The organism is Pseudoalteromonas sp. TAE79, from assembly GCF_000498015.1.
In the GTDB taxonomy this organism is placed as follows: Bacteria; Pseudomonadota; Gammaproteobacteria; order Enterobacterales; family Alteromonadaceae; genus Pseudoalteromonas.
In genome coordinates, this window is sequence record NZ_AUTL01000214.1 from 1 (window position 1) to 25625 (window position 25625).

At 40.3% G+C, this 25625-nt stretch carries 28 protein-coding genes and 2 pseudogenes; 19 read left to right on the plus strand and 11 right to left on the minus strand.

The features are described 5' to 3' along the window. The 3 genes and pseudogenes from L655_RS1000000126740 to L655_RS0115745 all read left to right on the plus strand — a co-directional run. Positions 1 to 189 (plus strand): annotated as a pseudogene (locus L655_RS1000000126740) (hypothetical protein); the annotation flags it as partial. After that, positions 162 to 1115, plus strand: coding sequence for a hypothetical protein (locus L655_RS0115740; RefSeq protein WP_024605542.1), 954 nt, complete (start codon positions 162 to 164; stop codon positions 1113 to 1115). The pseudogene L655_RS1000000126740 and the gene L655_RS0115740, both read left to right, overlap by 28 nt. 169 nt (positions 1116 to 1284) lie before the next feature. After that, a complete protein-coding gene (locus L655_RS0115745; RefSeq protein ID WP_024605543.1) occupies positions 1285 to 2049 on the plus strand; it encodes a class II glutamine amidotransferase in 765 nt (254 codons plus the stop codon). Between the two features lie 38 nt (positions 2050 to 2087). On the opposite strand, the gene L655_RS0115750 is transcribed toward L655_RS0115745, so the two are convergent. The 5 genes from L655_RS0115750 to cmoA all read right to left on the minus strand — a co-directional run bounded on the left by L655_RS0115750 (position 2088) and on the right by cmoA (position 6436). Next, positions 2088 to 2822 carry a DUF3108 domain-containing protein gene (locus tag L655_RS0115750; RefSeq protein ID WP_024605544.1) on the minus strand — a complete coding sequence of 245 codons (735 nt, stop codon included), beginning with the start codon at positions 2820 to 2822 and terminating at the stop codon, positions 2088 to 2090. 16 nt (positions 2823 to 2838) lie between these two features. After that, positions 2839 to 3486 (minus strand): phosphoribosylglycinamide formyltransferase, encoded by a 648-nt coding sequence (gene purN, locus L655_RS0115755; RefSeq protein ID WP_002959994.1) that lies wholly within the window; start codon positions 3484 to 3486, stop codon positions 2839 to 2841. Next, positions 3486 to 4538, minus strand: coding sequence for a phosphoribosylformylglycinamidine cyclo-ligase (gene purM, locus L655_RS0115760; RefSeq protein WP_024605545.1), 1053 nt, complete (start codon positions 4536 to 4538; stop codon positions 3486 to 3488). The genes purN and purM overlap by 1 nt, the downstream gene beginning before the upstream one ends. 191 nt (positions 4539 to 4729) lie before the next feature. Further along, a complete protein-coding gene (gene cmoB, locus L655_RS0115765) occupies positions 4730 to 5698 on the minus strand; it encodes a tRNA 5-methoxyuridine(34)/uridine 5-oxyacetic acid(34) synthase CmoB (RefSeq protein WP_024605546.1) in 969 nt (322 codons plus the stop codon). A gap of 12 nt (positions 5699 to 5710) precedes the next feature. Then, a complete protein-coding gene (gene cmoA, locus L655_RS0115770; protein ID WP_007378000.1) occupies positions 5711 to 6436 on the minus strand; it encodes a carboxy-S-adenosyl-L-methionine synthase CmoA in 726 nt (241 codons plus the stop codon). Between the two features lie 116 nt (positions 6437 to 6552). On the opposite strand from cmoA, the gene L655_RS0115775 reads away from it, so the two are divergent. From L655_RS0115775 to L655_RS0115785, 3 genes are all read left to right on the plus strand, one after another. Beyond that, positions 6553 to 7239 carry a DUF3334 family protein gene (locus L655_RS0115775; RefSeq protein WP_024605547.1) on the plus strand — a complete coding sequence of 229 codons (687 nt, stop codon included), beginning with the start codon at positions 6553 to 6555 and terminating at the stop codon, positions 7237 to 7239. Between the two features lie 169 nt (positions 7240 to 7408). Beyond that, positions 7409 to 7675, plus strand: a complete 267-nt coding sequence (locus L655_RS0115780; protein WP_024605548.1) for a hypothetical protein — start codon at positions 7409 to 7411, stop codon at positions 7673 to 7675. A gap of 97 nt (positions 7676 to 7772) precedes the next feature. Beyond that, a complete protein-coding gene (locus L655_RS0115785; RefSeq protein WP_024605549.1) occupies positions 7773 to 8228 on the plus strand; it encodes a hypothetical protein in 456 nt (151 codons plus the stop codon). Here the strand turns inward: L655_RS0115785 and L655_RS0115790 are convergent. Together L655_RS0115790 and L655_RS0115795 are read right to left on the minus strand one after the other, a co-directional pair. Continuing rightward, entirely contained in the window at positions 8219 to 8716 is a 498-nt protein-coding gene (locus L655_RS0115790; protein ID WP_024605550.1) for a YgjP-like metallopeptidase domain-containing protein, read from the minus strand. The genes L655_RS0115785 and L655_RS0115790 overlap by 10 nt on opposite strands. A 24-nt stretch (positions 8717 to 8740) precedes the next feature. Further along, the gene (locus tag L655_RS0115795) at positions 8741 to 9589 is read right to left on the minus strand and encodes a DUF72 domain-containing protein (RefSeq protein WP_024605551.1); all 849 of its coding nucleotides are present in this window, start codon (positions 9587 to 9589) and stop codon (positions 8741 to 8743) included. A 247-nt stretch (positions 9590 to 9836) separates the two neighbouring features. On the opposite strand from L655_RS0115795, the gene aspS reads away from it, so the two are divergent. The 3 genes from aspS to L655_RS0115810 all read left to right on the plus strand — a co-directional run bounded on the left by aspS (position 9837) and on the right by L655_RS0115810 (position 12576). Continuing rightward, on the plus strand, positions 9837 to 11615 hold the full coding sequence (aspS, locus tag L655_RS0115800; protein WP_024605552.1) for an aspartate--tRNA ligase: 1779 nt from the start codon (positions 9837 to 9839) through the stop codon (positions 11613 to 11615). 119 nt (positions 11616 to 11734) lie between these two features. Next, on the plus strand, positions 11735 to 11965 hold the full coding sequence (locus L655_RS0115805; protein ID WP_002959972.1) for a hypothetical protein: 231 nt from the start codon (positions 11735 to 11737) through the stop codon (positions 11963 to 11965). A gap of 14 nt (positions 11966 to 11979) precedes the next feature. Next, on the plus strand, positions 11980 to 12576 hold the full coding sequence (locus L655_RS0115810) for a pentapeptide repeat-containing protein (protein WP_024605553.1): 597 nt from the start codon (positions 11980 to 11982) through the stop codon (positions 12574 to 12576). Between the two features lie 72 nt (positions 12577 to 12648). Here the strand turns inward: L655_RS0115810 and L655_RS0115815 are convergent, their stop codons facing one another. Further along, complete coding sequence (locus L655_RS0115815; RefSeq protein WP_007377991.1) at positions 12649 to 12972, minus strand: hypothetical protein; 324 nt, start codon at positions 12970 to 12972, stop codon at positions 12649 to 12651. A 129-nt stretch (positions 12973 to 13101) separates the two neighbouring features. Here L655_RS0115815 and L655_RS0115820 point away from each other — a divergent pair, with 129 nt between their 5' ends. Beyond that, positions 13102 to 13854 (plus strand): alpha/beta hydrolase, encoded by a 753-nt coding sequence (locus tag L655_RS0115820; RefSeq protein WP_024605554.1) that lies wholly within the window; start codon positions 13102 to 13104, stop codon positions 13852 to 13854. A gap of 58 nt (positions 13855 to 13912) precedes the next feature. Here L655_RS0115820 and L655_RS01000000125730 read toward each other — a convergent pair. After that, a pseudogene (locus L655_RS01000000125730) lies at positions 13913 to 15099 on the minus strand (bifunctional alpha/beta hydrolase/OsmC family protein). Positions 15100 to 15366: 267 nt separating this feature from the next. Between L655_RS01000000125730 and L655_RS0115830 the strand changes: the two are divergent. Beyond that, positions 15367 to 16206 (plus strand): 2OG-Fe(II) oxygenase family protein, encoded by an 840-nt coding sequence (locus tag L655_RS0115830; protein WP_008172584.1) that lies wholly within the window; start codon positions 15367 to 15369, stop codon positions 16204 to 16206. 199 nt (positions 16207 to 16405) lie between these two features. Then, positions 16406 to 17800, plus strand: a complete 1395-nt coding sequence (locus tag L655_RS0115835) for a DEAD/DEAH box helicase (protein WP_024605555.1) — start codon at positions 16406 to 16408, stop codon at positions 17798 to 17800. 124 nt (positions 17801 to 17924) lie between these two features. Here the strand turns inward: L655_RS0115835 and L655_RS0115840 are convergent, their stop codons facing one another. Beyond that, complete coding sequence (locus L655_RS0115840; RefSeq protein ID WP_024605556.1) at positions 17925 to 18680, minus strand: DUF3307 domain-containing protein; 756 nt, start codon at positions 18678 to 18680, stop codon at positions 17925 to 17927. After that, positions 18680 to 19303 carry a hypothetical protein gene (locus L655_RS0115845; RefSeq protein ID WP_024605557.1) on the minus strand — a complete coding sequence of 208 codons (624 nt, stop codon included), beginning with the start codon at positions 19301 to 19303 and terminating at the stop codon, positions 18680 to 18682. The genes L655_RS0115840 and L655_RS0115845 overlap by 1 nt, the downstream gene beginning before the upstream one ends. A gap of 150 nt (positions 19304 to 19453) precedes the next feature. Here L655_RS0115845 and L655_RS0115850 point away from each other — a divergent pair, with 150 nt between their 5' ends. The 7 genes from L655_RS0115850 to L655_RS0115880 all read left to right on the plus strand — a co-directional run bounded on the left by L655_RS0115850 (position 19454) and on the right by L655_RS0115880 (position 25487). Next, positions 19454 to 19957 (plus strand): NYN domain-containing protein, encoded by a 504-nt coding sequence (locus L655_RS0115850; RefSeq protein ID WP_002962844.1) that lies wholly within the window; start codon positions 19454 to 19456, stop codon positions 19955 to 19957. Between the two features lie 174 nt (positions 19958 to 20131). Next, complete coding sequence (gene nudC, locus L655_RS0115855) at positions 20132 to 21052, plus strand: NAD(+) diphosphatase (protein WP_024605558.1); 921 nt, start codon at positions 20132 to 20134, stop codon at positions 21050 to 21052. Positions 21053 to 21061: 9 nt separating this feature from the next. Next, the gene (locus L655_RS0115860; RefSeq protein WP_024605559.1) at positions 21062 to 22243 is read left to right on the plus strand and encodes a cystathionine beta-lyase; all 1182 of its coding nucleotides are present in this window, start codon (positions 21062 to 21064) and stop codon (positions 22241 to 22243) included. A 143-nt stretch (positions 22244 to 22386) separates the two neighbouring features. Then, positions 22387 to 23214, plus strand: a complete 828-nt coding sequence (locus L655_RS0115865) for an ABC transporter permease subunit (RefSeq protein ID WP_008139071.1) — start codon at positions 22387 to 22389, stop codon at positions 23212 to 23214. Beyond that, positions 23211 to 24119, plus strand: coding sequence for an ABC transporter ATP-binding protein (locus L655_RS0115870; protein ID WP_024599819.1), 909 nt, complete (start codon positions 23211 to 23213; stop codon positions 24117 to 24119). The genes L655_RS0115865 and L655_RS0115870 overlap by 4 nt, the downstream gene beginning before the upstream one ends. Further along, entirely contained in the window at positions 24119 to 24493 is a 375-nt protein-coding gene (locus tag L655_RS0115875; protein ID WP_024599818.1) for a PH domain-containing protein, read from the plus strand. The genes L655_RS0115870 and L655_RS0115875 overlap by 1 nt, the downstream gene beginning before the upstream one ends. 199 nt (positions 24494 to 24692) lie before the next feature. Beyond that, positions 24693 to 25487: a putative porin gene (locus L655_RS0115880; protein ID WP_024605560.1), complete on the plus strand. Its 795-nt coding sequence runs from the start codon at positions 24693 to 24695 to the stop codon at positions 25485 to 25487. Positions 25488 to 25625: the final 138 nt, after the last annotated feature.

The window sequence follows — 25625 nt, forward strand, 5'->3', positions numbered from 1 at the left end:
TGGCCACTCGCAGCAATAAACGACTTTCCAGAGCACACAATAACAGCCAAAAGCTCAACCACCGGCGAGCTAATAGCCATCCCAAAATTAAGACCAGGCATACAAATAAACGGCCGCCACATAACCGAAACAACCCTAATCAACGACAGGATGCACATACGATGGTCAAACAAGCCATTAAACGCCTAATACAGCGCTACTTTCCAGAGCTAAGCGAGCGTAAACACCTGCCGCAATTGGCGCGCATTGAAAAAATATACGACCTACCAAGCAGCGGCGCAGCCATCAGCACCGCATTTAGGCCGTTAAAAGCAGCCGACGTACAGCTATTAAGCCCGCTAACAGGCGAGCCATTAGCCGTGCCCGCATTTCAACAGGTAACACTCGGCACAGGGCAAGCATCCGACCACGGATTATTAAACGAACCAGCGCCAGGCATGCATTGTTTAATACAATATATAGACGGCCTAAACAGCCATGCCGTGATCACCAATTTACTGCCATGGCAAAGCCTAGTGCCCGAGCACAAACGAACAGATGTAACGCTGCAGCAAAGCAACCGCAGCAAAATACAAGGCCGCGCCGGCAACTGGCACACCACAACCGACGGCGAAATAACCCAAACCAGCGACACAAACAAAACAACAGCACGCAGCAGCGAGCAAAATTACCACGAGCGCAGCGCCAACATAGCCACGCACGACGTGCTAAAAATAGACGGCAACCAAGTAACCGAAGTAATGGGCGCCCTAAAAACTGTGGTGGGTGAAAAAGCATTAATAGTCGCACTTGAAGGGTTACTGCTAGGCAGTAAAAAGCAGGTAGACATTGAAGCCACCGAAAACATGAGCCTAACCACGCTCAAAACCCTACACGCAAAAGCCACCGAACTGGCAAAAGTAGAAGGCAAAACCGTGTGGCTCGGCAACAACTCAGTAAACGTAGCGCAAGTATTGCTAGATTTAATCGCACTGGTAAAAGACATAAACCAAAGCCTAGAAACCCACGGCCACAAAGACCAGGGCGCGGGACCGCCAATCACCAAAGGCGAATTTACCAGCCATAAATCAACAGCCAGCAGCTTAAAAAGCACACTAGAGCCAATAGTAGAGTAGTTAGCCCTTGCCTATAGCCCAATCGTGCTTAACAATAGCGCCATTAAAGCCGTAAAATAAATGAAATTGCAGCAAGAAAAAGCCAAAGTGAAACCAAAACTGTGACCATGGAATGAGATTTAAAAGCATGCTTTGGTTAAATTGTTGAATTAAAAGAGGTGTTTTTGTTATGTGTGAACTTCTTGGCATGTCAGCCAATGTGCCTACCGATATTTGTTTTAGTTTTTCAGGCCTTTTAGAGCGTGGTGGTAATACAGGTCCTCATAAAGATGGTTGGGGTATTACATTTTACGAAGGTAAAGGCTGTAGAACCTTTAAAGATCCTGAGCCGAGTTATCAATCTGAAATTGCAAAGCTCGTTAAAGCATACCCCATTAAAAGTGTCTCGGTTATTAGCCATATTCGCCAAGGTAATCGCGGGCGAGTATGCCTTGAAAATACTCATCCTTTTACGCGAGAGTTATGGGGGCGTGAAATCACTTACGCTCATAACGGGCAGCTATCTAATTATCATGATTTAAAACCGCAGTACTATCGGCCAGTGGGTAACACTGATAGCGAACTCGCTTTTTGTTGGTTGCTTGATAAAATTCGCGAAAAATACCCAAAGCGTCCAAGTAGTATGGCGTCGGTTTTTAGATACGCGGCTAAGCTTTCGCATACGCTGCGTGAAAAAGGGGTGTTTAATATGTTATTGACCGATGGGGTGTTTGTTTTAGCGTATTGCACTAATAACTTACATTACATAACGCGCCGTGCGCCATTTGGTAAAGCAACGTTGATTGATGCCGACATGGTGGTTGATTTTCAACAAGAGACCACACCAAACGATGTAGTAACAGTTATAGCTACAAGGCCTTTGACGAATGATGAGCGCTGGCAAAAAATGGAGCCTGGGGAATTTGCATTGTTTAAAATGGGTGAGCTAATTTAGCCCACCTATTTTAAATACTAACTTTGGTTTAATTAAATTTAGTTAGCTTCTTGAGGTTGTTGTGCTGTTACAGGCGCAACAGCTGTAGGCGCAGTAACAGTAAATGAATTCATTTGAACTTCAAACTGCTCCATACCTTTTTCGCCTTTCCACATACGTACCAGCATGTAATCCATTTCTGGCGCAAACCATGCAATTGCTTGGCGTTTATCGTTATCGTATAAACGCTTTACTTTAATGGCTTCTACATTACCTATAGGTAAGGAGATCATCTCTTTTTCAACAACTTCAAAGTTGTAGTCGCGGCGGTTACCTTTTTTATCTATAAGGGGGAATGAAAAGCTTGTTTCGCCTTTTTTCAATCCTTCGCGCACTTGCACTTGGTACGAAATAGCATCCTGAAATTCATCAGTCCATTCGCATTTAAGTGGGTATTCACTAGCGCTGCTAGTCACTACTTTGTTTGTTGAATCAAAATCAATTTTGTAATCTTTATCTGGGCCTGTCCCTGTACGAATCATGTTGTAATGATGCGGGGTAACCTTGCCATCTTTAAAGGTAAACTTTGATGTTTCTTCACGAGAGTCAGAGAAAATCATCCACTCAATATTGCTGTGGTATGTAAGTTCATAAGTATCGTCGCCCGTTTTTTTGAGCTCACGAACAGCCTCACCATGATTTTTACCTTTGCGTAAAATATCGTAATTAGCTTGATACTGGGTCAATTCGCCTGCAATTAGGCTAGTTGGAAGTAAAGCGCCCGCACATAACAACAGGGCACTTATTTTTTTATTGTGGGTAGTGCGCGCCGTGTGCAGGAAGTTGTTTTTTGTCAAGAACTGCATAATCTGCTTCCATAGTAAGTCTGTGTTCACTGAACCACTTGACCACCAAAGGATAAATTATATGCTCTTGCTCATGCACGCGTTTTGCTAATGTTTCTGCTGTATCATCCTTGAGTACAGGTATTTGCGCCTGAAGAATAACGGGACCGCCGTCTAATTCTTCAGTAACAAAGTGAACACTTACGCCATGAACATCGTCTTTTGCATCAATTGCTCTTTGGTGGGTATTCAGCCCCTGATACTTAGGCAACAAAGATGGATGAATGTTCAACATTTTTCCAACATATTTTTGCACTAAGCCAGGAGTAAGAATACGCATAAACCCAGCTAATACAACTAGATTTGGCATAAAAGAGTCGATAACGTTCATTAATTGCGCATCGTACGCTTCGCGCGAGTCAAAATCTTTATGACTGAGCACTTTTGTAGCAATACCTGCTTGTTTTGCACGCTCTAGGCCATAAGCGTCTGCTTTATTACTAATAACAGCCGCTATATGCCCGTTTATCTCGCCACGTTCGCAGGCATCTATGATGGCTTGTAAATTAGAGCCACTACCTGAGATTAAAACTACCAGACGAGTCGGTGCCATTACTTAGCACCACCTACAATTTCAACTTGCTCTTCGCCAGCTGCTGCATCTTGAATTTCACCAAGGTGCCATGCATTTTCGCCCAAGTCTTTTAGCATTGTTAAGCTTTGCTCAAGTTTGTCTGCAGGGACTACTAAAACCATGCCTACACCACAGTTAAATGTACGGTACATTTCATGCGTAGTAATGTTGCCGTTTTCTTGTAACCAATTAAAAATTGGTGGCCACTGCCAGCTATCACCTTTAACTACAGCTTTTGCTGAAGCGGGTAATACGCGTGGAATGTTTTCCCAAAAACCGCCGCCAGTAATATGCGAAAGCGCATGTACGTCAACGTTTTTGAATAACTCAAGTAAAGGTTTTACGTAAATACGCGTAGGCTCAAGTAGAGTTTCGCCTAATGTTTTACCTTCAAAGTCAGCGCTGGTATCAGCTTTTGACACTTCAAGTACTTTACGAATTAAAGAGAAGCCATTTGAATGAGGACCGCTTGAAGCAAGTGCAATAAGCTGATCGCCTGCTGCTACTTTTGTGCCATCAATAATTTTTGATTTTTCTACAACGCCTGTACAAAAGCCTGCCATGTCGTAGTCTTCATCATCATACATACCTGGCATTTCAGCTGTTTCGCCACCAATTAGGGCACAACCTGAAATTTCACAACCTTTGCCAATACCTGTCACTACGTCAGCTGCTGTGTCTACATCTAGTTTACCAGTTGCATAGTAATCTAGAAAAAACAGGGGTTCAGCACCTTGAACAATTAAGTCGTTTACACACATTGCAACTAAATCAATACCAACCGTATCGTGTTTTTTTAAGTCGATTGCTAAACGTAGTTTAGTACCAACACCATCTGTGCCTGCAACTAATACTGGTTGCTTGTAGCCTTCAGGAATTTCGCAAAGTGCGCCAAAACCACCAATTCCGCCCATTACTTCAGGACGACGAGTTTTTTTAACTACGCCTTTAATACGCTCAACAAGTGCATTACCAGCGTCGATATCTACGCCCGCGTCTTTATAGCTTAGAGACTGTTTTTGTTCGCTCACAGGTTTTCCTCAAAATAGTTGTTTTGGGTTGCTTAGAAACGCGCGTATTTTACAACAATTGCAAGGTCGCGGCTAGCGTAAATGTAATTTTGAAATAATTAACAAGGACACTTGTCCGCTGTTTGTTGTTTAAATAAACAAAAAAAACGCCCGTAGGCGTTTTTTTAGTATTAAAGGCGTTAAATTAACAGCTATGCTTTTGCGGTTAATATGGCTCGAAGTGGAGCGGGGTAGCCTTCAATTGTTTTACTTGTATCGTTTGGATCTAAAAAGTCGATTAACGATTCGTTTTCCATCCAGTCGGTTTTGCGTTGCTCTTCAAGCGTGGTAATAGCGCAATCTTTTATTTGCACATCTTTAAAGCCAACGCGTTCCATCCATAGTTTTAATGCTGCAGTACTTGGAATAAACCAAACGTTGCGCATTTTAGCGTAGCGGTCGGTAGGGACTAATACCGTGTTTTCGTCGCCTTCAATTACTAGGGTTTCAAGTACGAGTTCGCCGCCTGGGCGAAGCTGCGCTTTTAACTGCGCTAAAAAGTCGATAGGTGAGCGACGATGATAAAGTACGCCCATCGAAAAAACCGTATCAAACGCTTTAAGCTCGGGTAATGCTTCAACGCCTAGTGGCAGTAAATGTACGTTTTCGTCTGGATTATAGTGTTTAATTGCCTGAAACTGACATAAAAATAAATCAGACGGATCAATACCCACTACAAACTCTGCGCCTTCACCGCGCATACGCCATAAATGATACCCTGAGCCACAACCAATATCTAAAACAGTGCGGCCTTTTAGTGGCTCAATATGAGGAAGCAGGCGGTCCCACTTCCAATCACTGCGCCACTCTGTATCTATTTCAATACCGTGCACACTAAATGGGCCTTTACGCCATGGCATCATTCGTTTTAATAAGTGTGTAACTTGTTTTTGTTCGCCGTCGGTCATTTCGCCTGGGGCACCGATTTCAATTTTGTCGATAATATTGACGTGTTTGGTCGCCACTTCAGGCAAGTTTTTTAACACTTTCTGCCATTTTGGTAAATCACCGTGACTTGCCTCTAATTGCCAGTGTTTTAATTGGCTAGGTAGCGTTTCCAGCCAGTGACTTAGCGGGCTTTGTGCGATTGCGGCGTAAAATTGGTTAAACCATTGAGACATGGATGACTCTCTTTATTTAATTGCTACCATTGAGCAAAAATTAAAACATTGATACCACACTTGAGTTTGGCTAAAACCAATATCTTGTAAGCGAGTAAAGTGAGCGCTTAGTGTATCTGGGCGCATAACGTTTTCGATGGCGGTACGTTTTTGGCTTATTTCAAGCTCTGAGTAGCCATTGTGACGTTTAAAGTCGTGGTGCAAATCAATTAATAGGTTATCGCATTGCTCGTTTTCGGCTTTAATTTTTTCGCTTAGCAGCAATACACCACCAGGCTTTAAATTAGCGTATATTTTTTCAAGCACGGCTTGGCGCTGCGCATGTGGAATAAATTGCAGTGTAAAGTTCATTGCTACTACTGAGGCGTTTTGAATCTCAAGCTCGTTAATATCGCCCAAAGTAACAGTAACCGGCACATCCGATTTAAAACCTTGTAAGTGCACCTTACAACGCTCAACCATAGCTTGAGAGTTATCTACCGCTATTATATGGCAGTTATCGGTGCGAATGTTACGGCGCATGCTAAGCGTGACTGCGCCCAGTGAGCATCCTAAATCATAAAGATTTGAGTTACTTTGTGCGTACTCACCCGCAAGTTTACCCATAGTGCTTACAATGGTGGCATACCCAGGTACAGAGCGCTGGATCATATCTGGAAAAACTTCGACTACATTTTGGTCAAAGCTAAAATCTTTTACTTGTTGCTCAGAGGCATAAATACTGTCTTTTATGGTCACGAAGGCAGTCTCTTTGTAAATAATGGCGCTATTTTAACATTTTATACTGGATAGTCAGTGATAAATTCAGTAGCTTGACTAGAATTATGAATAATAAGTACAAAAGAGAAGATTAAATGAGTAAAAGTAAGGTCATCAGCACAGACGATATATTAGCAACCCTTTGTCATTCAGTGACAGGTGTACTCACATCAGCCAGCGGTAATGGTATTAGCTACTCAGCCATGGTGCAAAAAATAACACGTACATGTATGCGACCAGATATTGGTTGCTTTGTTTTATTTGACGGCGGTTTTACAGGGCTCGTAATTACCAACTTTACTTCGCAAGCGGCGATGGAAATTTATGGCGATTACATGCGCAATATGGGAATGCCAGAAGATGAAATAGCGCATAGCCATTTATCAGACGACGTATCAAACGTACTAGGCGAGTTGATGAATCAAATTGTTGGCGACTTTACGTCTAAAGTGCGTGAGCAATTACATACGTCTATTACGCAAAACCAGCCAAAAATGATGGCAATAAACAAGCAAGTGCAAATATCGGTAGATACCACGATGGATCGCCCGCAAGCACGTCGCGTAACATTTACTACCAGTAAGCAAAATATCTTTTACCTAGAACTTGCTATGGATAAAACTGAGTTTATTAAACTGCATGATTTTGACATTGCAGAAGCTATAGACCCTGATGACATTATCGAAAATGAAGCCAAACAACAAGCTGAAAAATCTAAAGCAGCTGCGTCTTCTGGACAAGATGACGACGATGACGACTTCATGGCAGGCTTAGGGCTTTAAGTTTATTTATGTAGGTTGGGTTGAGTGAAACGAAACCCAACGACTGCTCTATCAACTCTTCGCTATCAGCTTTTAGTAGGTTGATACGACCCATAAAAACGCGATTTGATATCGCGTTTTTTATTAACCAAAATATACATTCTCTTTAGTATTAGTAAGGATATTTTAAATGACTGATACGGAAAACGGTGATTGCAAGCTTACAAAAGAAGTTGGGAGGTTTGTAAAGTCGCACATAATACCGAAATCCCTAACTAGGCCAAACATTTCAGGGAATAAATTTATTGAAAAGAAAGTGACTAATCGCGGACCCTTTTATGGCAAAGCAAGTGATAGCTGGTATGACCCAAATATAGTGACCCAAAAAGGTGAAGATATTTTAGCGTATTTAGATACCTTAGCTATTGAGGAGCTTCGAGGTTTAGGTTTGGTCTAGTCATTTATTTAAAGCAAACTCTGCCAAACAGCTAAATAGCCTCAGACTAGTAAAATTTCAAAGACCCAAATTAATTAGAAAATACTTTCTTAGCCTTTTGTGGAGAGCTGCAGTAACAAAAATTTCGGCATTTAGTGAAGTTAATTTAAATGCAAAAAACATTGAACTTCTTAGACAGATTATAGTTGGTGAGAAGGAAGATAATAGAGCTATTTTTCCAATTAGCTTGGTTCAGTTATCTACAAAAGGTCATACAGTCAATTTAGCACCATTTAAGTACAAGATGGATATTAATGGAGGTGAGAATATATATCGCTTCTATCATGATGGACTTGTTATTCATATGTATATTGATGATCCGCGGTTGTCTGTTTTAAAATCTTCGGTTGATTATAATCACCCTATGTTCGTTGGATTGGATATAACTATTATTAACCAAATCAATTATGAAAATTCATTTCAATATCAAAATACTTTGAAACATACAAAAGAATATTTCAATCACTTTCCTAGCCAACGTCCAGCTAAAGCATCTAAGAGTACTCATAAATAAGGATTTTCTCCCATTGCGACGACCACACAAAAAATTCTTAAATCTAACTCTAGCTGGTGATAACTCGGCTCCATATGGCAGCAAAGTTGATAAAAGCCTTTGTTATGGTCTTTTTCTCTAAAGTGGGCGAGTTCGTGTACTACTAATGCTTTTAGTAGTGGCTCGGGGGCGCGCAACAAATCGCTGTTAATCGCTAAATCGTGCTTACGGGTTTTACCTTGCATTCGATACGTATGTGTACCAAGTGCGTTGGTGACCATATCGCCTTGCTTTTTAAAAGCAGCGCGCCCAAATGGTGGCGCATTTTTTAAATACTGTTTTTTAAGCTCGGTTGCATAGCTATAAAGTAGTTTATCGCTAGTAATGGTATGTGCTTGCGGGTACTTTTTAAGTAAGTAGTCACATACCTTGTTGTTATTTATAAGGCTTAATACTTGCTCAACAATGTTAGCTGGGTAGCCGGTAAAGTAACGTGCGTATTCACTCATTATTATTTCTCTGTCGTTTTACTTTTAAAAAAGTGCTTGCTGGTGGGCTTCTTTTTCGCCAGTAAATGGGTTTAATGCTTTGTGATCATAACCTAGGTCCTTACAAAACTGGCGAGCTAATAACGGCGCTTCTCGGTTATCTGCTGTATGAAAAAACACATAGGGCGTTTTTCCTTCATCAAGCCATTGTTTTACTTTACTTAGCCACGGTTTATAAAAGGGTTTAAAGTCATTTTGTAAATCGGCTATTACAAAGCGCGCCATAGGCTCTGAGCCAGTAGCTATTGCATGTACCGGTAAGTGGGGCTTTTTTTGCTGTGCATCTATTAGCGCTTCGGTTGTTGGTTTTACCACAAATAGGGCGCGAGTATCCATCGATATGCGATTTATGTTGTTTGCCATTAATAACTGATTAAGCGCTATTTCGGCTTCACCCTTTTGAAAAAACGCAGTATGACGTACCTCTACACCGTAATTAACCTCTTTTGGTAATAGGCTAATAAATTGTGCGAGTTTGGGTAAGTCACCAGGGCCAAATGCTTTGGGTAATTGCAGCATGATCTGCCCAGTTTTTTCTAAAATAGGGGAGAACAAGTTAAGCCAATCAGTAAGCTCGGTTTGAACATTAGTTAGGTGCAGCTCGTGGCTAAAGCGACGATTAAACTTAAAAGTAAATTTAAAATCGTCGGGAACGCTATTTGCCCAGCGCAACACGGTGCTTGGCGATGGATCGGCGTAAAAGCTGGTATTGCCTTCAACTGAATTAAAATGCTGAGCATATTGGCTAAGCATATCGGCGTTTTTACATTGGCTTGAAAATAAATTGCCTTTCCATGCATTGCTCGACCACTGCGGGCATCCAATATATAACATACAAACTAGCGCCTTATTATAAAGTGGCGATAGTGTAGCAAATAACAAAACGAGCTGCTGTAAATTCAGGGGCAAAAGCGGCACACGCCCTAGCATCTTGATACTACTTGGGTATAATGCAGGGCTTAATTTGATTATTTTTAGATTGCTAGCGGCTTTATTTGTATTGTGGTGACCTGTTTTTTAAATCACACGCCTTAAAACAAATAACTTTAACCGTTTAAGCCTTTTATCTGACAGGAAAACTATGCGCTCTATATATTGCGGACAGCTAAATAAAACTCACGTAGATCAAGAAGTAGAACTATGTGGCTGGATCAACAAACGACGTGACCTTGGTGGACTTATCTTTGTCGATTTACGCGATAGAGAAGGTTTAGTACAAGTTGTATTCGACTCTGACATTGAAGAGTTAATGAGTTCAGCTAACACACTTCGCCAAGAATTTTGTGTTCAGTTAAAAGGTATTGTTCGTGCACGCCCAGACAGCCAAGTAAATAAAGATATGGCAACAGGGGAGATCGAAATTTTAGGTAAAGAGCTTAATATTATTAACCGCTCTGAGCCATTACCGCTTGATTTTAATCAAGTAAACTCTGAAGAGCGTCGTTTAAAATACCGCTACCTAGACCTACGTCGTCTAGAAATGAGTGACCGTATTAAATTACGTGCTAAAGCAAGCAGCTTTGTTCGTCGCTTTTTAGATGAAAACGGCTTTTTAGACATCGAAACACCAGTACTTACTAAAGCAACGCCAGAAGGCGCGCGCGATTACTTAGTGCCAAGCCGCGTTCATAAAGGTAGTTTTTACGCCTTACCACAGTCTCCACAGTTGTTTAAGCAATTGTTGATGATGTCTGGTTTTGACCGTTACTACCAAATTGTTAAATGTTTCCGTGATGAAGATTTACGCGCCGATCGCCAACCAGAATTTACCCAAATAGATATAGAAACCTCGTTCATGAGCTCTGATCAAGTACGTGGTATGACTGAAAAAATGATCCGCGAGATGTGGCAAACATTGCTAAACGTTGATTTAGGCGATTTTCCAATCATGCCTTACAGCGAGGCAATGAGCCTTTACGGTTCTGATAAGCCAGATTTACGTAACCCAATGAAATTGGTTGATGTTGCAGATTTAGTTAAAGACGTAGAGTTTAATGTTTTCTCAGGTCCGGCTAACGACGAAAAAGGTCGCGTTGCTGTGTTAACTGTACCGGGTGGCGCTAAGCTTTCTCGTAAACAACTTGACGATTACACTAAGTTTATTGGTATTTACGGCGCTAAAGGCATGGCGTGGATGAAAGTAAACGATCACACTGCAGGCGCTGAGGGTGTTCAATCACCAGTAGCTAAGTTTTTAAGCGAAGACGTAATTACTAAATTACTTGAGCGTACTAATGCACAGTCTGGCGATATCATTTTATTTGGTGCCGATAAGCGCAACACAGTAAATGAAGCAATGGGCGCACTGCGCGTTAAGATTGGTGTTGATTTAGAAATCACTAACCTTAATAGCTGGGCACCACTTTGGGTTGTAGACTTCCCAATGTTTGAAGAAGATGACGAAGGCACATTACATGCTGTACATCATCCATTCACTGCACCAAAAGACATTAACGCCAGTGAGCTTGAAGCAAACCCAGCAGCTGCTATTTCAGATGCCTACGATATGGTATTAAACGGCTACGAAGTTGGTGGCGGTTCGGTACGTATTCATAATGCAGATATGCAAGAAACTGCATTTAGAATTTTAGGTATTAACGAGCAAGAGCAACAAGACAAGTTTGGCTTTTTACTTGATGCACTTAAATACGGCACACCACCACATGCTGGTTTAGCATTTGGCCTTGACCGTTTAGCAATGCTTTTATGTGGTACCGATAACATTCGTGACGTTATTGCTTTCCCTAAAACAACACAAGCGTCGTGTTTATTAACCAACGCGCCAAGCAAACCTAACCTTGACTCGTTAGCTGAGCTTGCAATTAGTGTTGTTGAAAAAGCGATACCTAGCGAAGAGTAATTTTTGTTTAGCTTATTGAGCTAAATTTAAAAACCCTTAAGTTATATGCTTAAGGGTTTTTTTGTGGTTAAATTTGCAGCAGAGTGTATTTTAACCGAACAGACGAAAAAGGAATTATTATGTCGATCAATGCAACCCTATTTGGTGAGTTCTTAGTTTTTTTTATTGTGCTGAGTATTCCTATTTTTGCTGTAATTAGCTACAAAATAGGTAAGCGTAAAAGTACTATGCCTGGGGTTTTAGCTTTTGTGGGTGGCTGTTTAGCGCTATTTCCACTATTTGCTTTGATTTTTATTGCAGTGCTTGCGCTTAAAAAAGATTTACCTAAAAATAGCGTCTATGCCCATTAAAAACTAGGATAATAGTGTCAATTTCAAATAATAATCACTACTTCGACGAGCAATTTAATGCTTTGCAGCACGAAGAGCAACTAACTGAAAATTCTGAGTTTGAAGAGTGCACATTTACCGATTGCGACTTTTCAGGCGGGCAGTTTAAAAATTGCCGATTTATACAGTGCAACTTTAAAAACTGTAATTTATCGTCACTTAAATGGAACTACAGCTCGCTTGAAGATGTAAGTTTTAGCCACTGTAAATTAAATAGTCTGCAATGGACTGACGTAGATTGGCCAGCGCTTAGTATTAACGCACCGGTGAGCTTTAATTATTGCGAGCTCAGTAATAGTTCTTTTTTTGAATTAACCCTCAAAGCCCTCAAACTAACACACTGCTTTGCCAAAAATGTTGATTTTAGACATGCTGATTTAAGCGGTAGTGAATTTACAGGAACAGATTTTCGCGATAGTGAGTTTTTTCAAACTAACCTAACAAAATGTGACTTTGTAGGTGCGACAGCGTTTAATATAGATTTGAATAATAATATTTTAGCGAATGCTAAGTTTGATCGCTTCGAAGCACTAAACTTGCTTACCAGCCTTAAGATAGAACTATGTGATTAATTTAGTTTAATATGATTACATATCTAGAAGCGGCAGCTTGGCTGGGCTTCTAGATACTGCGTGACTGCGTAATTAACGGCTTGGGCCATTTTTATTACGTGCACTGGCAAGTTGTCTCGCGATTGCTAATAACGCAGGTGAAATATCTTCAGCGCCATCTTTAATTAGTTTTGTAACGTCACCTGATGAAAACAAACCGTCACGTGGTGATTTAATACCTAACTCACGAACAAAATCCTTCGTTTTACCTGTGCTGCCTGTTTCAATAAACTTAAAAATAATACGTTCATTGTTGTTTTTAGCAGGGGTTTTTAGTGTTTCGATTTCGTCATGAATTGCCGTTAGTTTGTCTTCTAAAATTTCTATACGTTCTTGAATGCTATTGTATGATTTCATTTATTGGATCTTTTACTAAATATATTTAAACAATGGCGGCTATTATCGCATAGTTTGACAATAGAGAATGCAAAGCTATAAAGTAAAAGTTATTTTTAATTAAAAACAATAATTTATATAAGTTTAAATATGCAAAAAACACTTAAAAAGCTTTTTATATTAAGCGCACTAGCTCTAAGTACATCAGTAATAGGCGCAACAAGCTATGCAAACGATGGCGTTATAACTGATCAAAGCCGCGATCGCACTATTCCTATCAATATTACATTACCAAGTAACAATGCTAAGTGTACTGAGCAAGTAAAATGCCCTGTAGCGTTTATTAATGCGGGCTACGGAATTAGCCATAATGAATATACGTTTGTTAGTAATGCGTTTAATCAGCGTGGATATTTAACAGTAGCCGTTGCACACGAACTAAAAAGCGACCCTTACCTTAATCGTGAGCAGCCTTACTTAACCACTCGCATGGAAAACTGGCACCGTGGCGTAGTAACACTTAAGTTTTTAGTTAATGAGCTAGCGAGTAAATACCCAGCGTATGATTTTACAAAGCTCGCCTTATTTGGGCATTCTAATGGCGGGGATATTTCCGCATTATATGGCTCTATTTATCCAAACGAAGTTAGCACTATTATTACGCTCGATCATCGCCGCATGTTGATCCCGCGCAATAAAAGCATTCGCGTACTTACTCTACGCGGTAGTGATTACCCAGCTGATGCGGATGTGCTGTTAAACGATTCAGAGCTGGATAAGTTTCCTGTTACGCAAATAATGATAGAAAAATCGCGTCATAACGATATGTACGATGGCGGGCCAAAATGGCTGGTGGATAGAATGAGTAAAGAAGTAGAGAGATTTTTAGATAGTAAAAATTAGCTTTATAAAAGTTAAATCATAGCGCAGTGTTACCTGCGCTATATTAATTTTACGGCAGTTACTCTACCAGTTCACTTACAATTACAGGGTTGTTATGTAGTGTTTTATGCACTGGGCATTTGTCGGCTATTTCGAGTAAACGCTGACGCTCTGGCTCAGTTAAGTCGCCACGTAAGGTGATTTTACGGGTAATGGCTTCAAGGTTACCGGTTTGCTCACAATCGTCGCAATCTTTGTTGTAATCGCGAGTGTGATCAAGTTCTACTTTAACATGCTCCAGTGGTAAGTTTTTACGTGTAGCGTACATACGTAGTGTCATGGCCGTACAGGCACCAAGCCCCGCTAATAAGTGATGATACGGATCGGGGCCTAAGTTTTTACCGCCTACTTTTATTGGCTCATCTGCAAGCCAAGTATGATCTTTTGTACTTACGTGCTGAGTAAATACATGGTCTTTTTCTTCAACAAGTACATTGCCACCCGTTAAACTTGCCGTGTATTTAGTTTTGTCGTACTTAACATAACGGTTTGCCCACGTTGCAATTATTTGTGCTGCGTAGTCGGCATCGTTTTTATTTGTTAAAAGGTGATCGGCGTTATCTAGGCTAATAAAGCTTTTAGGATGCTTAGCTGATGCATAAATTTTTTCAGCTTCACTAATATTTACCGTCGCATCAATGGGGGAGTGCATTACTAATAATGCGCGCTTAAGTTTACTTATGTGGCTTTTATCGTACTTGGCTATATCGTCAATAAATTGCTTTTTAATGGTAAATTCACGACCAGCTAAGTTAACTTTAGCTTCACCTGCTGCGTTAATTTCATCAAGATGTGCTTCAAAGTTATGCGCTACGTGCTGCGCATCTGACGGTGCGCCAATGGTTGTAATAGCCGATACTTCAGGAATATGCTCCGNGCCCCGCCTAAACTGTGGCCAATGAGTAGTTGCGGCGCCGCAAAATGCTCACGTAAATGATTTGCCGCAGATACTAAATCTTGAATGTTTGATGAAAAGTTACTGTTAGCAAAGTCGCCATCGCTATTACCTAAACCGGTAAAGTCGAAACGTAGTACGGCAATGCCTTGTTGTGTTAAAGCTCGGCTAATACGGGTGGCTGCTGCAATGTCTTTACCGCAGGTAAAGCAGTGTGCAAATAGCGCGTAAAACTTAACGTCACCAGAGGGAAGTTCAAGTTGGCCGGCAAGTTCTAAATCGCCGCTTTTAAAAGATACTTTTTGTCGCATGGGGAGCCTTATTTACACAAATAAAATATATTATATTAGTAGACCATATATAAGCACTAAACCTTGCAAATTCAACGTTTTTTTGTAAGTTGATCTTGATCAAGCCAAGTGGCGGTGACTATGCTTTGCGGACATATGTCCTTATGTTTTTGAGGTCATTTGTCTATCCTCGCATAGCGCTATAATGAAGGCTTTGCTACTTTATATAAGTAATTTAGCACTATTAAAAGCAACTCACTTCACACAACCTATTCACTGGAACGTACAATGCAATTACCTACTGTTGATTATAAAGCTCCCGATGCGGCTGCACAATTTGTTGAATCGTTAAGAAATACTGGATTTGGCGTTTTAAAAAACCACCCAATCCCACAGTCTTTAGTTGAGTCTATTTACAAAAATTGGCAAGACTTTTTTAACTCAGAGCAAAAGCACGACTTTTTATTCTCTAAAGAAACTCAAGACGGTTACTTTCCGCCTTCAGTATCAGAAGTAGCGAAAGGCTTTACAATAAAAGACATTAAAGAGTACTTTCATGTGTACCCTAAAGGTCGCGTTCCTGCCCAGCTTGAAGCTGATGTACGTGAATACTACCGTTTAGCAAGTGAATTTGCTGGCACATTATTAAGCTGGGTTCAGGCTGAAGCACCAGCTGATGTACGTGCTAAGTTTTCGATTGATTTAAAAGACATGATTGCCGATTCTGAGCAAACATTGTTACGTATTCTACATTACCCACCAATGACGGGTGATGAAGAGCCTGGTGCTATTCGCGCAGCAGCCCATGGCGATATTAATTTATTAACTGTATTACCAGCTTCTAATGAGCCTGGTTTACAAGTTCAAAAAACAGATGGCGGTTGGTTAGACGTGCCATGTGATTTTGGCAGCTTAATTATTAATATCGGCGACATGCTACAAGAAGCGTCGGGCGGGTATTTCCCATCGACAATTCACCGTGTAATTAACCCAACGGGTAAAGCATCTACTAAATCGCGTATTTCATTACCGTTATTTTTACACCCGCATCCAGATGTTGTGCTTTCAGAGCGCTACACGGCAGATAGCTACTTGCAAGAACGTTTGCGTGAGTTAGGTGTTAAGTAACTCTAATACTTAGAGTAATTAAGTATAAACAAAAACGGCCTATGGCCGTTTTTTGCATTTTTAAGCAACTTAATCACAGGTTTAATTTTAATAAACTATGCTCAATTGCCTGCAACGTAAATAATGGCATGCATTCTTAGCTACTACAGGTATAATGCGCGCAACTGGCTAATGTAGCCTTATTTAAAAGAGAGTTTATATGAGTTTTGAAGGTTTAGGTTTATCACAGTCTTTGGTTAATGCGGTTTTAGAAAAGGGCTATGAAACGCCAACGCCGATTCAGGCTCAAGCAATTCCTGCAATTATTGAACGCCGTGACGTTATGGCAGCAGCGCAAACAGGTACAGGTAAAACAGCGGGTTTTACATTACCACTTATTGAGCGCTTGTCGTCGGGCCCTAAAGCTAAAAGTAACCACGTACGTGCACTTATTTTAACGCCTACACGTGAACTTGCTTTGCAAGTAAGCGAAAACGTTGAAGAGTACGCTAAGCATTCTGATGTGAGTTCATTTGTAGTTTACGGTGGCGTTAAAATTAACCCACAAATGCAGCGTCTTCGTAAAGGTGTTGATATTTTAGTAGCAACGCCGGGTCGTTTAATCGACTTACATAATCAAAATGCAGTTAAATTTGATAGCGTTGAAGTGCTTGTACTCGATGAAGCTGACCGCATGTTAGACATGGGCTTTATTCACGATATTAAACGCTTAATTGCTAAAATGCCTGCTAAACGTCAAAACTTGATGTTTTCGGCTACATTTTCAGATGAAATTCGTGCATTAGCAAAAGGGTTAATTAATGACCCAGTTGAAATTTCAGTTGCAGCAAAAAATACCACTGCAAAAAGTGTTACTCAGTGCGTTTACGCGGTAGATAAAACACGTAAAACAGCATTGCTAAGCCACTTAATTCGCACTAACGATTGGCAACAAGTATTAGTGTTTAGCCGTACAAAGCACGGTGCTAACCGCTTAGTTAAACAACTTGAACGCGATGACATTGTAGGCGCGGCCATCCATGGTAATAAATCACAAGGCGCACGTGTTAAAGCACTTGATGGTTTTAAAAGTGGTGAAGTACGCGTATTAGTAGCAACAGACATTGTTGCACGTGGCTTAGACATTGTTGAATTACCGCATGTTGTTAACTACGATTTGCCAAATGTATATGAAGATTACGTTCACCGTATTGGCCGTACAGGCCGTGCTGGTGCGTCGGGTCATGCGATTTCGTTTGTAACGGTTGATGATGCTGTTGATTTATACGGTATTGAACGCTTTATTGGTGAGCTTATTCCACGTGCTGAAGAAGACGGTTTTGAGCCTATTAACCCAGTAGCAGAGCGCGCATTAGATGCTCGCCCACTGCCGGCTAAAAAGCCTAAGAAAAAGCAGCCTTTTAATAAGCCTAAATCTGATAGCAGCAAGCCTAACAGCAAAAAGCCGAACAATGGTGGTAATGGTACCGGCCCACGCCGTGGTGGTTCTAAAAAGCCAGCAGCTAAAACAGATGACAGCGCGCAAAACCCATGGGCAAAGCGTGAATCTGTTGGCGGTAATGGCCAACGCCGTCGTCGCACCAATAGCGATTAATCATTATTAGTGATTGCACTAGCGTTTAATTAATTTAGAATTTAGTTAAAGGCAGATACAAAAAACGCGCTCCCTTCTTTAATTAAATAGAAGAAGCGCGTTTTTTATTGTCTGTAATTTGTACTTACTGTATTGCCTGCCTGATTAAATAGTTAATACCCAAGCCGACAAATAAAGTAACACTTACGCTAAGTAATGTGCCGAGCATAACGTACTCGGTAAGTTTTTTATCTTTACTTGCACTTAAATCGCCAAACCTAAATACTGACTTTGCCGCAAGTAAAAAGCCAAGCCCTGCAAATTGATCAAGCAATATAAAGCTCAGCATAAGTACGCGCTCAAGCATACCAATGCTTTGCCCTGCAAGTGGTAAGCTACCAGTACTTGAAAAGTTACTTGTTAAACGCTCTAACATCATTCTTATAAATACGGCGCTGGGACTTAAAATAATTAAATAACCGCATACCACCCACAGTATTTTGGGATCAGTGAGCATATTTTTAATTGCAGCCATAAAGCTACTGTTATCAGTTAACCAAATACTGAGCGCAATAATAACGAGTATGTGCGCTATTTGATCTAGTAAAAAAGGCACCACGCCTTTATCAGAATACGATTTAGCTATATCAATAAAGTAATGGCTCAGCATAATGCTCGCCGTGGCAATTAAAACACTGCTTAGTTGCTGCCACCCGAATGTGTATTCCCACAGGGTAATAATGAGTGCACTTGTTACACCATGCACTAGTACATGAAAATAAAGCTTACTGGCTTTAAAGTGACGGGTATTTCTGTCGTTTACCCAACTCATAGGTTGCCAGTAAAAATCAGCGAGTAAGTGGCCAATAATAAGCGCGACCAGTAAAAGTGAAAATTCCATTATTCACCTCCTTTAATTATATTTTTTATAACGTGTTGTGTGTGCTTAATAAAGCGTTCTATAAGTTGGTAGTGCGCTAAATTTAGTAGTTTGGTTACGTTTTCGCGACTTGTTTTAAGCTCTTTAGCCAGTGCCGCGTGGCTGTTGTCTGGTGATGTTAAATAGACATACAGGGCATTTGCTTGTTTTTGTGTGATTTTAGTGAGCAATACGTCGGCAAAGGCTAAATTAAGATTTAAGCTTTCATCGAGCTGCTGCTCGTTAATATTAAAAACAAAGCGTTGATTGCCTATTTTATCAAGGCCTTGCCCCGAAAGAGTAAAAGCAGAACCGGTTGCTGTTTTTATATCGCTGCGTGGGTTATCTATTTGCCCAAGTGCCAAGCTTTGTCGTAGTTCATAACCTGACGATTTAAGGTGTAAATATACAAGTAAGGCATTTTTAAAAAGGAGCTCAGGATTGTTAACTTGTAACTGAAAGGCATCGCCTCGGTATATATTCCAAAGGGTTTGCTCACCCGAAATGTTTCGCAAACTTTGCTCTAGTTGATAAAGCATGGCATCGTATTGCTGCTTAGGGATTGTTTGCGATTTAATAATATCGCCGCTGATCACACCAATCATAAAAATCTCAAAATGGTTACTTTTTAATATGTAACCAATATTAGTTACATAAGGGTATGTAACTAATTTAGGTTACTTAAATATAAATTGCAAGGTACACTTATTTTATAACGTTACTTTTATTGCTATTAATCCTCACTAGGACACTAAATGACTTTACAAAACGAGCAGCAAAGCACGAAACCACGGGTCGGTATTTTTGTTGATGTGCAAAATATTTATTACACGTGCCGTGAGAGTTACGGGAAAAATTTTGACTACAATGCGTTTTGGCGAATGATGGAGGCGCAATACAATATTGAGTGTGCTTTTGCGTATGCAATTTATCGAGGAGATGAAAAGCAAAATCAGTTTCAAAATATTTTGCGTGCGATTGGTTTTGAGGTAAAGCTAAAGCCATTTATTCAACGCCGTGATGGAAGTGCTAAAGGCGATTGGGATGTAGGCATAACAATAGACATGTTAGAGCAGGGTAAAAATCTTGATAAAGTTATTTTGCTCTCTGGCGATGGTGACTTTGCTTTGTTACTTGGGCATTTAAAAAATCAATATAATGTACCGTGCGATGTATACGGTGCTGACAGGTTAACTGCTGAGGTATTAAAACAAAGCGCAGAGCAATTTCATTTAATTGATAATACTTTGCTACTTTAACAGTAAAAAATAGTTAAAAAAGTGCAAGCTAAGTGCCTGCAACATGAGAGATTTTAATACAAAGCCGTAATAGATGAATTAAGCCTTATATAGGCTTTTTTTATTACTGTAATCAATTGGGTTTGCTAAATGATTATGGTAATTTTAAAGCATAACGAGTTACCAAGGACTTACATGCTTCATTACAGCAACATGCCACTAGATAGAGGCTCAAATTTTCGTAAAGACCCATCGTGGCTTAAAGCGCAAATGTCGGCGCAAAGTAAATGGGTTTTAGTTAAAAACAATCAAACCCTATTTATTAAAGATACCCCTAAAGTAAGCTATTTAACGTATCAACAAGTGGCGCATTTAGATTTAACGAGTGCTATTTTTGTTGGTTTAAATAATGCTAAACATGGTGTGTTTGCATTGGATGTATCTGATCTGGATGAAAGTGTACTTACGCCTTTAATAGAGGGCGCTCAATTTTTTGATATTCGCCAATATGGGCCTCAAGTAACCATTAAATATGCCTCAATAGCCGCCCTTGCGAGAGGTTTATGTTATTGGCATGCCACGCACCGTTTTTGTGGGCGCTGCGGTAGTAAAAACCGTTCAGTGGAAGCAGGGCATTCTCGTGTATGTGAAAACGAAAACTGTAAGCATCCTACATTCCCTCGTACCGATCCTGCGGTAATTATGGTTGTTACTAAAGTCTTTGCTGACGGAGTAGAACGCTGTTTATTAGGTCGCCAAGCTGCGTGGCCCACTGGTATGTATTCGTCGCTTGCTGGATTTGTAGACCCAGGGGAGACACTGGAACAAGCTGTTGCGCGTGAAGTTAAAGAAGAGGCAGGCATAGAGGTTGATAACGTACGTTATGTTGCATCTCAGCCTTGGCCGTTCCCATCGTCCATTATGCTTGGTTTTTTTGCACAGGCGACATCTGAACAAATTAACGTAGATAAAGAAGAGCTAGACGATGCAAAATGGTTTAGCCGTGAAGACTTAGAGCAATTTGGTAATTGGCACGAAGACGGCGAGCATTTAAAGCTGCCTAGAACCGATTCTATCTCTCGTTATTTAATTGAGCATTGGCGCACAAACCCTTAAGGATTAACAATGTCGAGTAAAAGTAATAAAAACACTCAGCTGGTATCATCAGGGCGAAAAAAAGCCTATACACATGGCGTAGTCAATCCCGTTGTACAGCGTGCATCTACCATTGTATTTGATACTGTAGCCGATTTAAAAGAAGCAGCTAAAACCCGTGGCGATAAAACGTTATTTTATGGGCGCCGAGGAACAACAACACACTTTGCGCTACAAGAAGCGATTACAGAACTTGAAGGCGGCGAAGGGTGTGCATTGTACCCTTGTGGCGCTGCGGCGATCAGCCAAGTATTTTTATCGTTTTTAAAAACCGGTGATCATATTTTAATGGTTGATAACGTATACGAACCAACTCGCGATTTTTGCGATAAAATTTTAGTGGGGCTGGGTATTACAACAACCTATTACCCGCCAACCATTGGCGCAGGTATTAAAGATTACATTCAGCCAAATACTAAAGTGTTGTTTTTAGAATCTCCAGGCTCTATTACGATGGAAGTGCAAGATGTGCCCGCTATGGTAAAAGTAGCCAATGAGCACAACGTAATGACCATGCTTGATAATACCTACGGTAACGGTCTGCATTATCGCCCGTTAGAGCACGGTGTTGATATTAGTATTCAAGCTGCAACAAAGTATATTGTTGGCCATTCAGACGTGATGATGGGGGTGGCTGTTGCTAATAAAAAGTATTGGCCAACCTTGCGCGAAAACTCATACTTACTAGGGCAATGTACCAGTGCCGATGATGCGTATTTAGCACTTAGAGGCCTGCGTACAATGGGTGTGCGTTTAAATCAACATGAAAAAGCAGCAATAGAAGTAGCTAAATGGCTCGAGCAACATGAGCTTGTTGATCATATTCGACACCCTGCATTTGAAAGCTGCCCAGGGCATGAGTTCTTTAAACGTGACTTTGATGGCAGTAATGGGTTGTTTTCATTTGTGATGAAAACCGGCAATCAAAAAGCGATTGATGCCTTTTTAGATAGCCTTGAGCATATCAAAATGGGCTTTTCATGGGGCGGTTTTGAAAGTTTAGTAACGGCTAATTTAACCATGAAAGGGCTGCGCTCAAATACAGGTTGGGATTTAGGGCCGGTTATTCGCTTGCACATTGGCCTTGAAGATGTAGAAGATTTAATTAGCGATTTAAGCCAAGCACTTGAGGTTTATAAGCAGCATTTATAATTTATATCGCAATTTATGTTGTTACATTTAAATGTATTGTTACAAAGCTCACCACAGGTGAGCTTTTTTTTGCTGGTAATTCAAGGTGTTTACACTTAGTGTGGATAAATACACAGAAAATAAAAAGTCATTAAGGATAGTCAATGGCAACACCATTACCGATAAACGTAGGGCGATTAACGCAAATAGCGGGATTTGAGCTTGTACGTATGTTTTTAACTAAACGTGGACTTATTGCATTAGCTGCCTTTGCATTGGTGTGGCTAATAATACTGCGCTACCCAATAGGGCAGGCAGTAGGCATTGTAAGTGCGCCCGATTTTGAGCAAATAGCCCGTGATATATCAGGATCTATTGGTTTAAGTAAATTATTGGATTGGCCTGAGGCCGAATTTGCTATGTACTGGTTAATAGCCCTTTATAGCTTTCCCGTTTTTGGTTTATTTATTTGTAGCGACCAAACGGTAGGCGATAGAGAGCGCGGCACACTAAGGTTTTTATCACTGCGCTCCACTCGCTTTGAAATACTGTTTGGCCGTTTTTTAGGGCAGCTAGGAGTATTAGCATGTTTGGTGGGTATAACGCTTGTGGCTACACTCGCGGTATTGGGTTTTAGAGATCCAAGTTTACTGGCTGGTGGTTTTGCCCGTGCGCTTTCTATATTTTTAATATTAGTGATTACTTTGTGCCCATTTGTAGCACTTATGACGTTAATAAATACCTTTGCTCGCTCATCGCGTTTATCTATTGTATTGGCAATTTTATATTTTGCAGCAGGCGGTATTGTAGTTGGTATATTGCAATGGCAAATACCCGCATTAGGCTTGCTTGATTATTTATTTCCGGGTGTGCAAATAGAGCTATTAGCGGGGCAAAATTTACCATTATTGAGCGCTGTGGCTATTCCCCTTGTGCAAACTGCGGTATTACTAAGCGTTGCTCAACGTATTTTTGCAAGGAGCTCACTATGAGACCATTAATTACAGCTAGCGGTTTGAGTAAATCGTATGGTGCAAAACTTGCGCTTAATAATGTGGACTTTGAAATTAACAAAGGCGCGCCAGTGGCACTTGTTGGGCCAAATGGTGCGGGTAAAACTACCTTATTTAGTTTGTTGTGCGGCTATATTGCGCCAAGTAAAGGCAGCCTTGAAATATTAGGGCATAAACCTGGTAGTGCTGCTTTATTTAATAAAGTAAGTGCATTACCGCAAGACGCGCAACTTGACCCTCGTTTTAATATAGATAAGCAACTCGCCTTTTATGCAAAGCTGCAAGGTATGGGTGCTAAGCAAAGTCAAACTGAGGCGCTACGTGTACTTGATTTAGTTGGCTTAAAAGAAATTGCAAAGCAGCGTGCGGGGGATTTATCGCACGGTATGCGCAAGCGCGTTACGATAGCGCAAGCACTTATTGGCGCACCACAAATTGTAATGCTTGATGAAGCAACCGCAGGGCTTGATCCGATTCATGCCAGAGAAGTACGTGAGCTGGTATCAGAATTAAGTGAACAGGCTACATTTATTTTAAGCTCTCACGATTTAACTGAGCTTGAGCGACTATGCTCACAGGTACTTCATTTAGATAAAGGCGTACTAAGCGAGCACCAAACAAAAACTAATAATACCGATAAACACTTTTATACATTAATGCTAAGCGAGGCTTATCAAAATGTTGAGCAACAGCTTCAAGCAATTGCAGGGGTGAGCCGGGTGTATATGAGCCAACATAAAGAATATGTAGTTGAGTATCAGCCAACAGGTGAGCCGCTTGATATTGCACTGCTGAGTTTTTGTCATCAGCACAATTGGAAGTACAGGCAGTTAGTTAATGGTCACACATTAGAGAATCAAATATTTAAACAGGAGAAAGTATAATGGGTTTACTTAGCGGACTTATGGGTAATGCAAGCGAAGTTGACGATTCTGATTTAGAGAAAATCCTCGCCAATACATTAATTGACGGTGAACAAGTAGAAAAGGCATATAAAGTAGTACGTGATATGTTTATTTTTACTAATAAGCGCTTAATCTTAATTGATAAGCAAGGTATGACCGGTTCTAAAATGGAAATGGTGAGTGTTGCTTACTCTAAAATAACCAAGTTTAGTAAAGAGAGCGCAGGCCATTTTGACTTAGATGCCGAGCTAAAAATATGGGTTGGCTCAGATCCAACACCAATTAGTAAAGAGTTTAAGTCTGGCGATAATATTAACGATGTTTACCGTATTATTAGCCAACACGCGCTTTAATACGGTACATGTTTTAAGTAGTTGTTGACCAAATGTTGCAACTACTTTAATTTTACAGTTTACAACACTTCCTTACAATTAACTTAATAAATACAACTGGTTAGTTAAGTTTTCATTCAGTTTCCTAACGTTAGCATGTGCCTCGACTTTAGCAATACAGCTAGAGCATAAAAAGCAATGTACATAGGGAAGTCTTACAATGAAAAAATTAGCAGTTATTATTTCGAGCATTTTATTATCTAGCACTGCGGCTGCTGCAGACAGCTATAATTCAATTAGTAACCTAAGCTACAAAAATAGCGATAACAACGATACTGTTGCTGTAGATTCTATTTACTATTTATCTCCTAAAAAAACTTTAGGCCCGTACGATCAGTTTGAATACATCAATAAACAAACTAACGTATATGGTGGCTACGCTGATGACGACTCTGATGATGTTACAAAAGTTGGCGGCGAATACTTTATTAATGAGTTTGTTGTTGGTGCATCTTACGAGAATACAGACCTAGATTCAGGCTCTAACCGTGAGCTTTATAAACTGACGGGTGGTTACTTTTTCGACCCTGATTTACTTGCAAAAGTAACACTAGTTGAAAACAAAGACGGCGATGATTACGCATTATTTGATTTAGCTTACAACTACATGCTTAACAGCACAGATTACGTAGGTGTTACACTTACATCAGACGACGACTTTGATTACCGCGCAGTTGCGGCTAAATACTTTATTGATTTACAGCAAGGTAACTACCTAACATTTGAAGGTAAATACGAAAGTATTGATGATGCAGAAAACCAATGGGTAGCAGAAACTAACTACTACTTCTCAAAAGCAACATCTGTATTTGCTAACTACAATAAGCAAGATACTTATAGCTTTGGTGCTCAACACTTCATCAATAAAAATATTGGTGTAAAGGTGGGTTACGAAAACAACGCTGATGATTCTGATAACGATGCGTACTTTGCTAACATGCGTTTTCAGTTTTAATTAAGTCCCGTACTTAGTTAATACAAAAGTAATATTAAAAAGCCCGCTAAATTTAGCTGTCTCTTGATCACAAGTCTGACTCAAGAGATTTTGCTAAATCGTAGCCTTCCAGGATGGCTTGTAACTTAAGCCATCCTT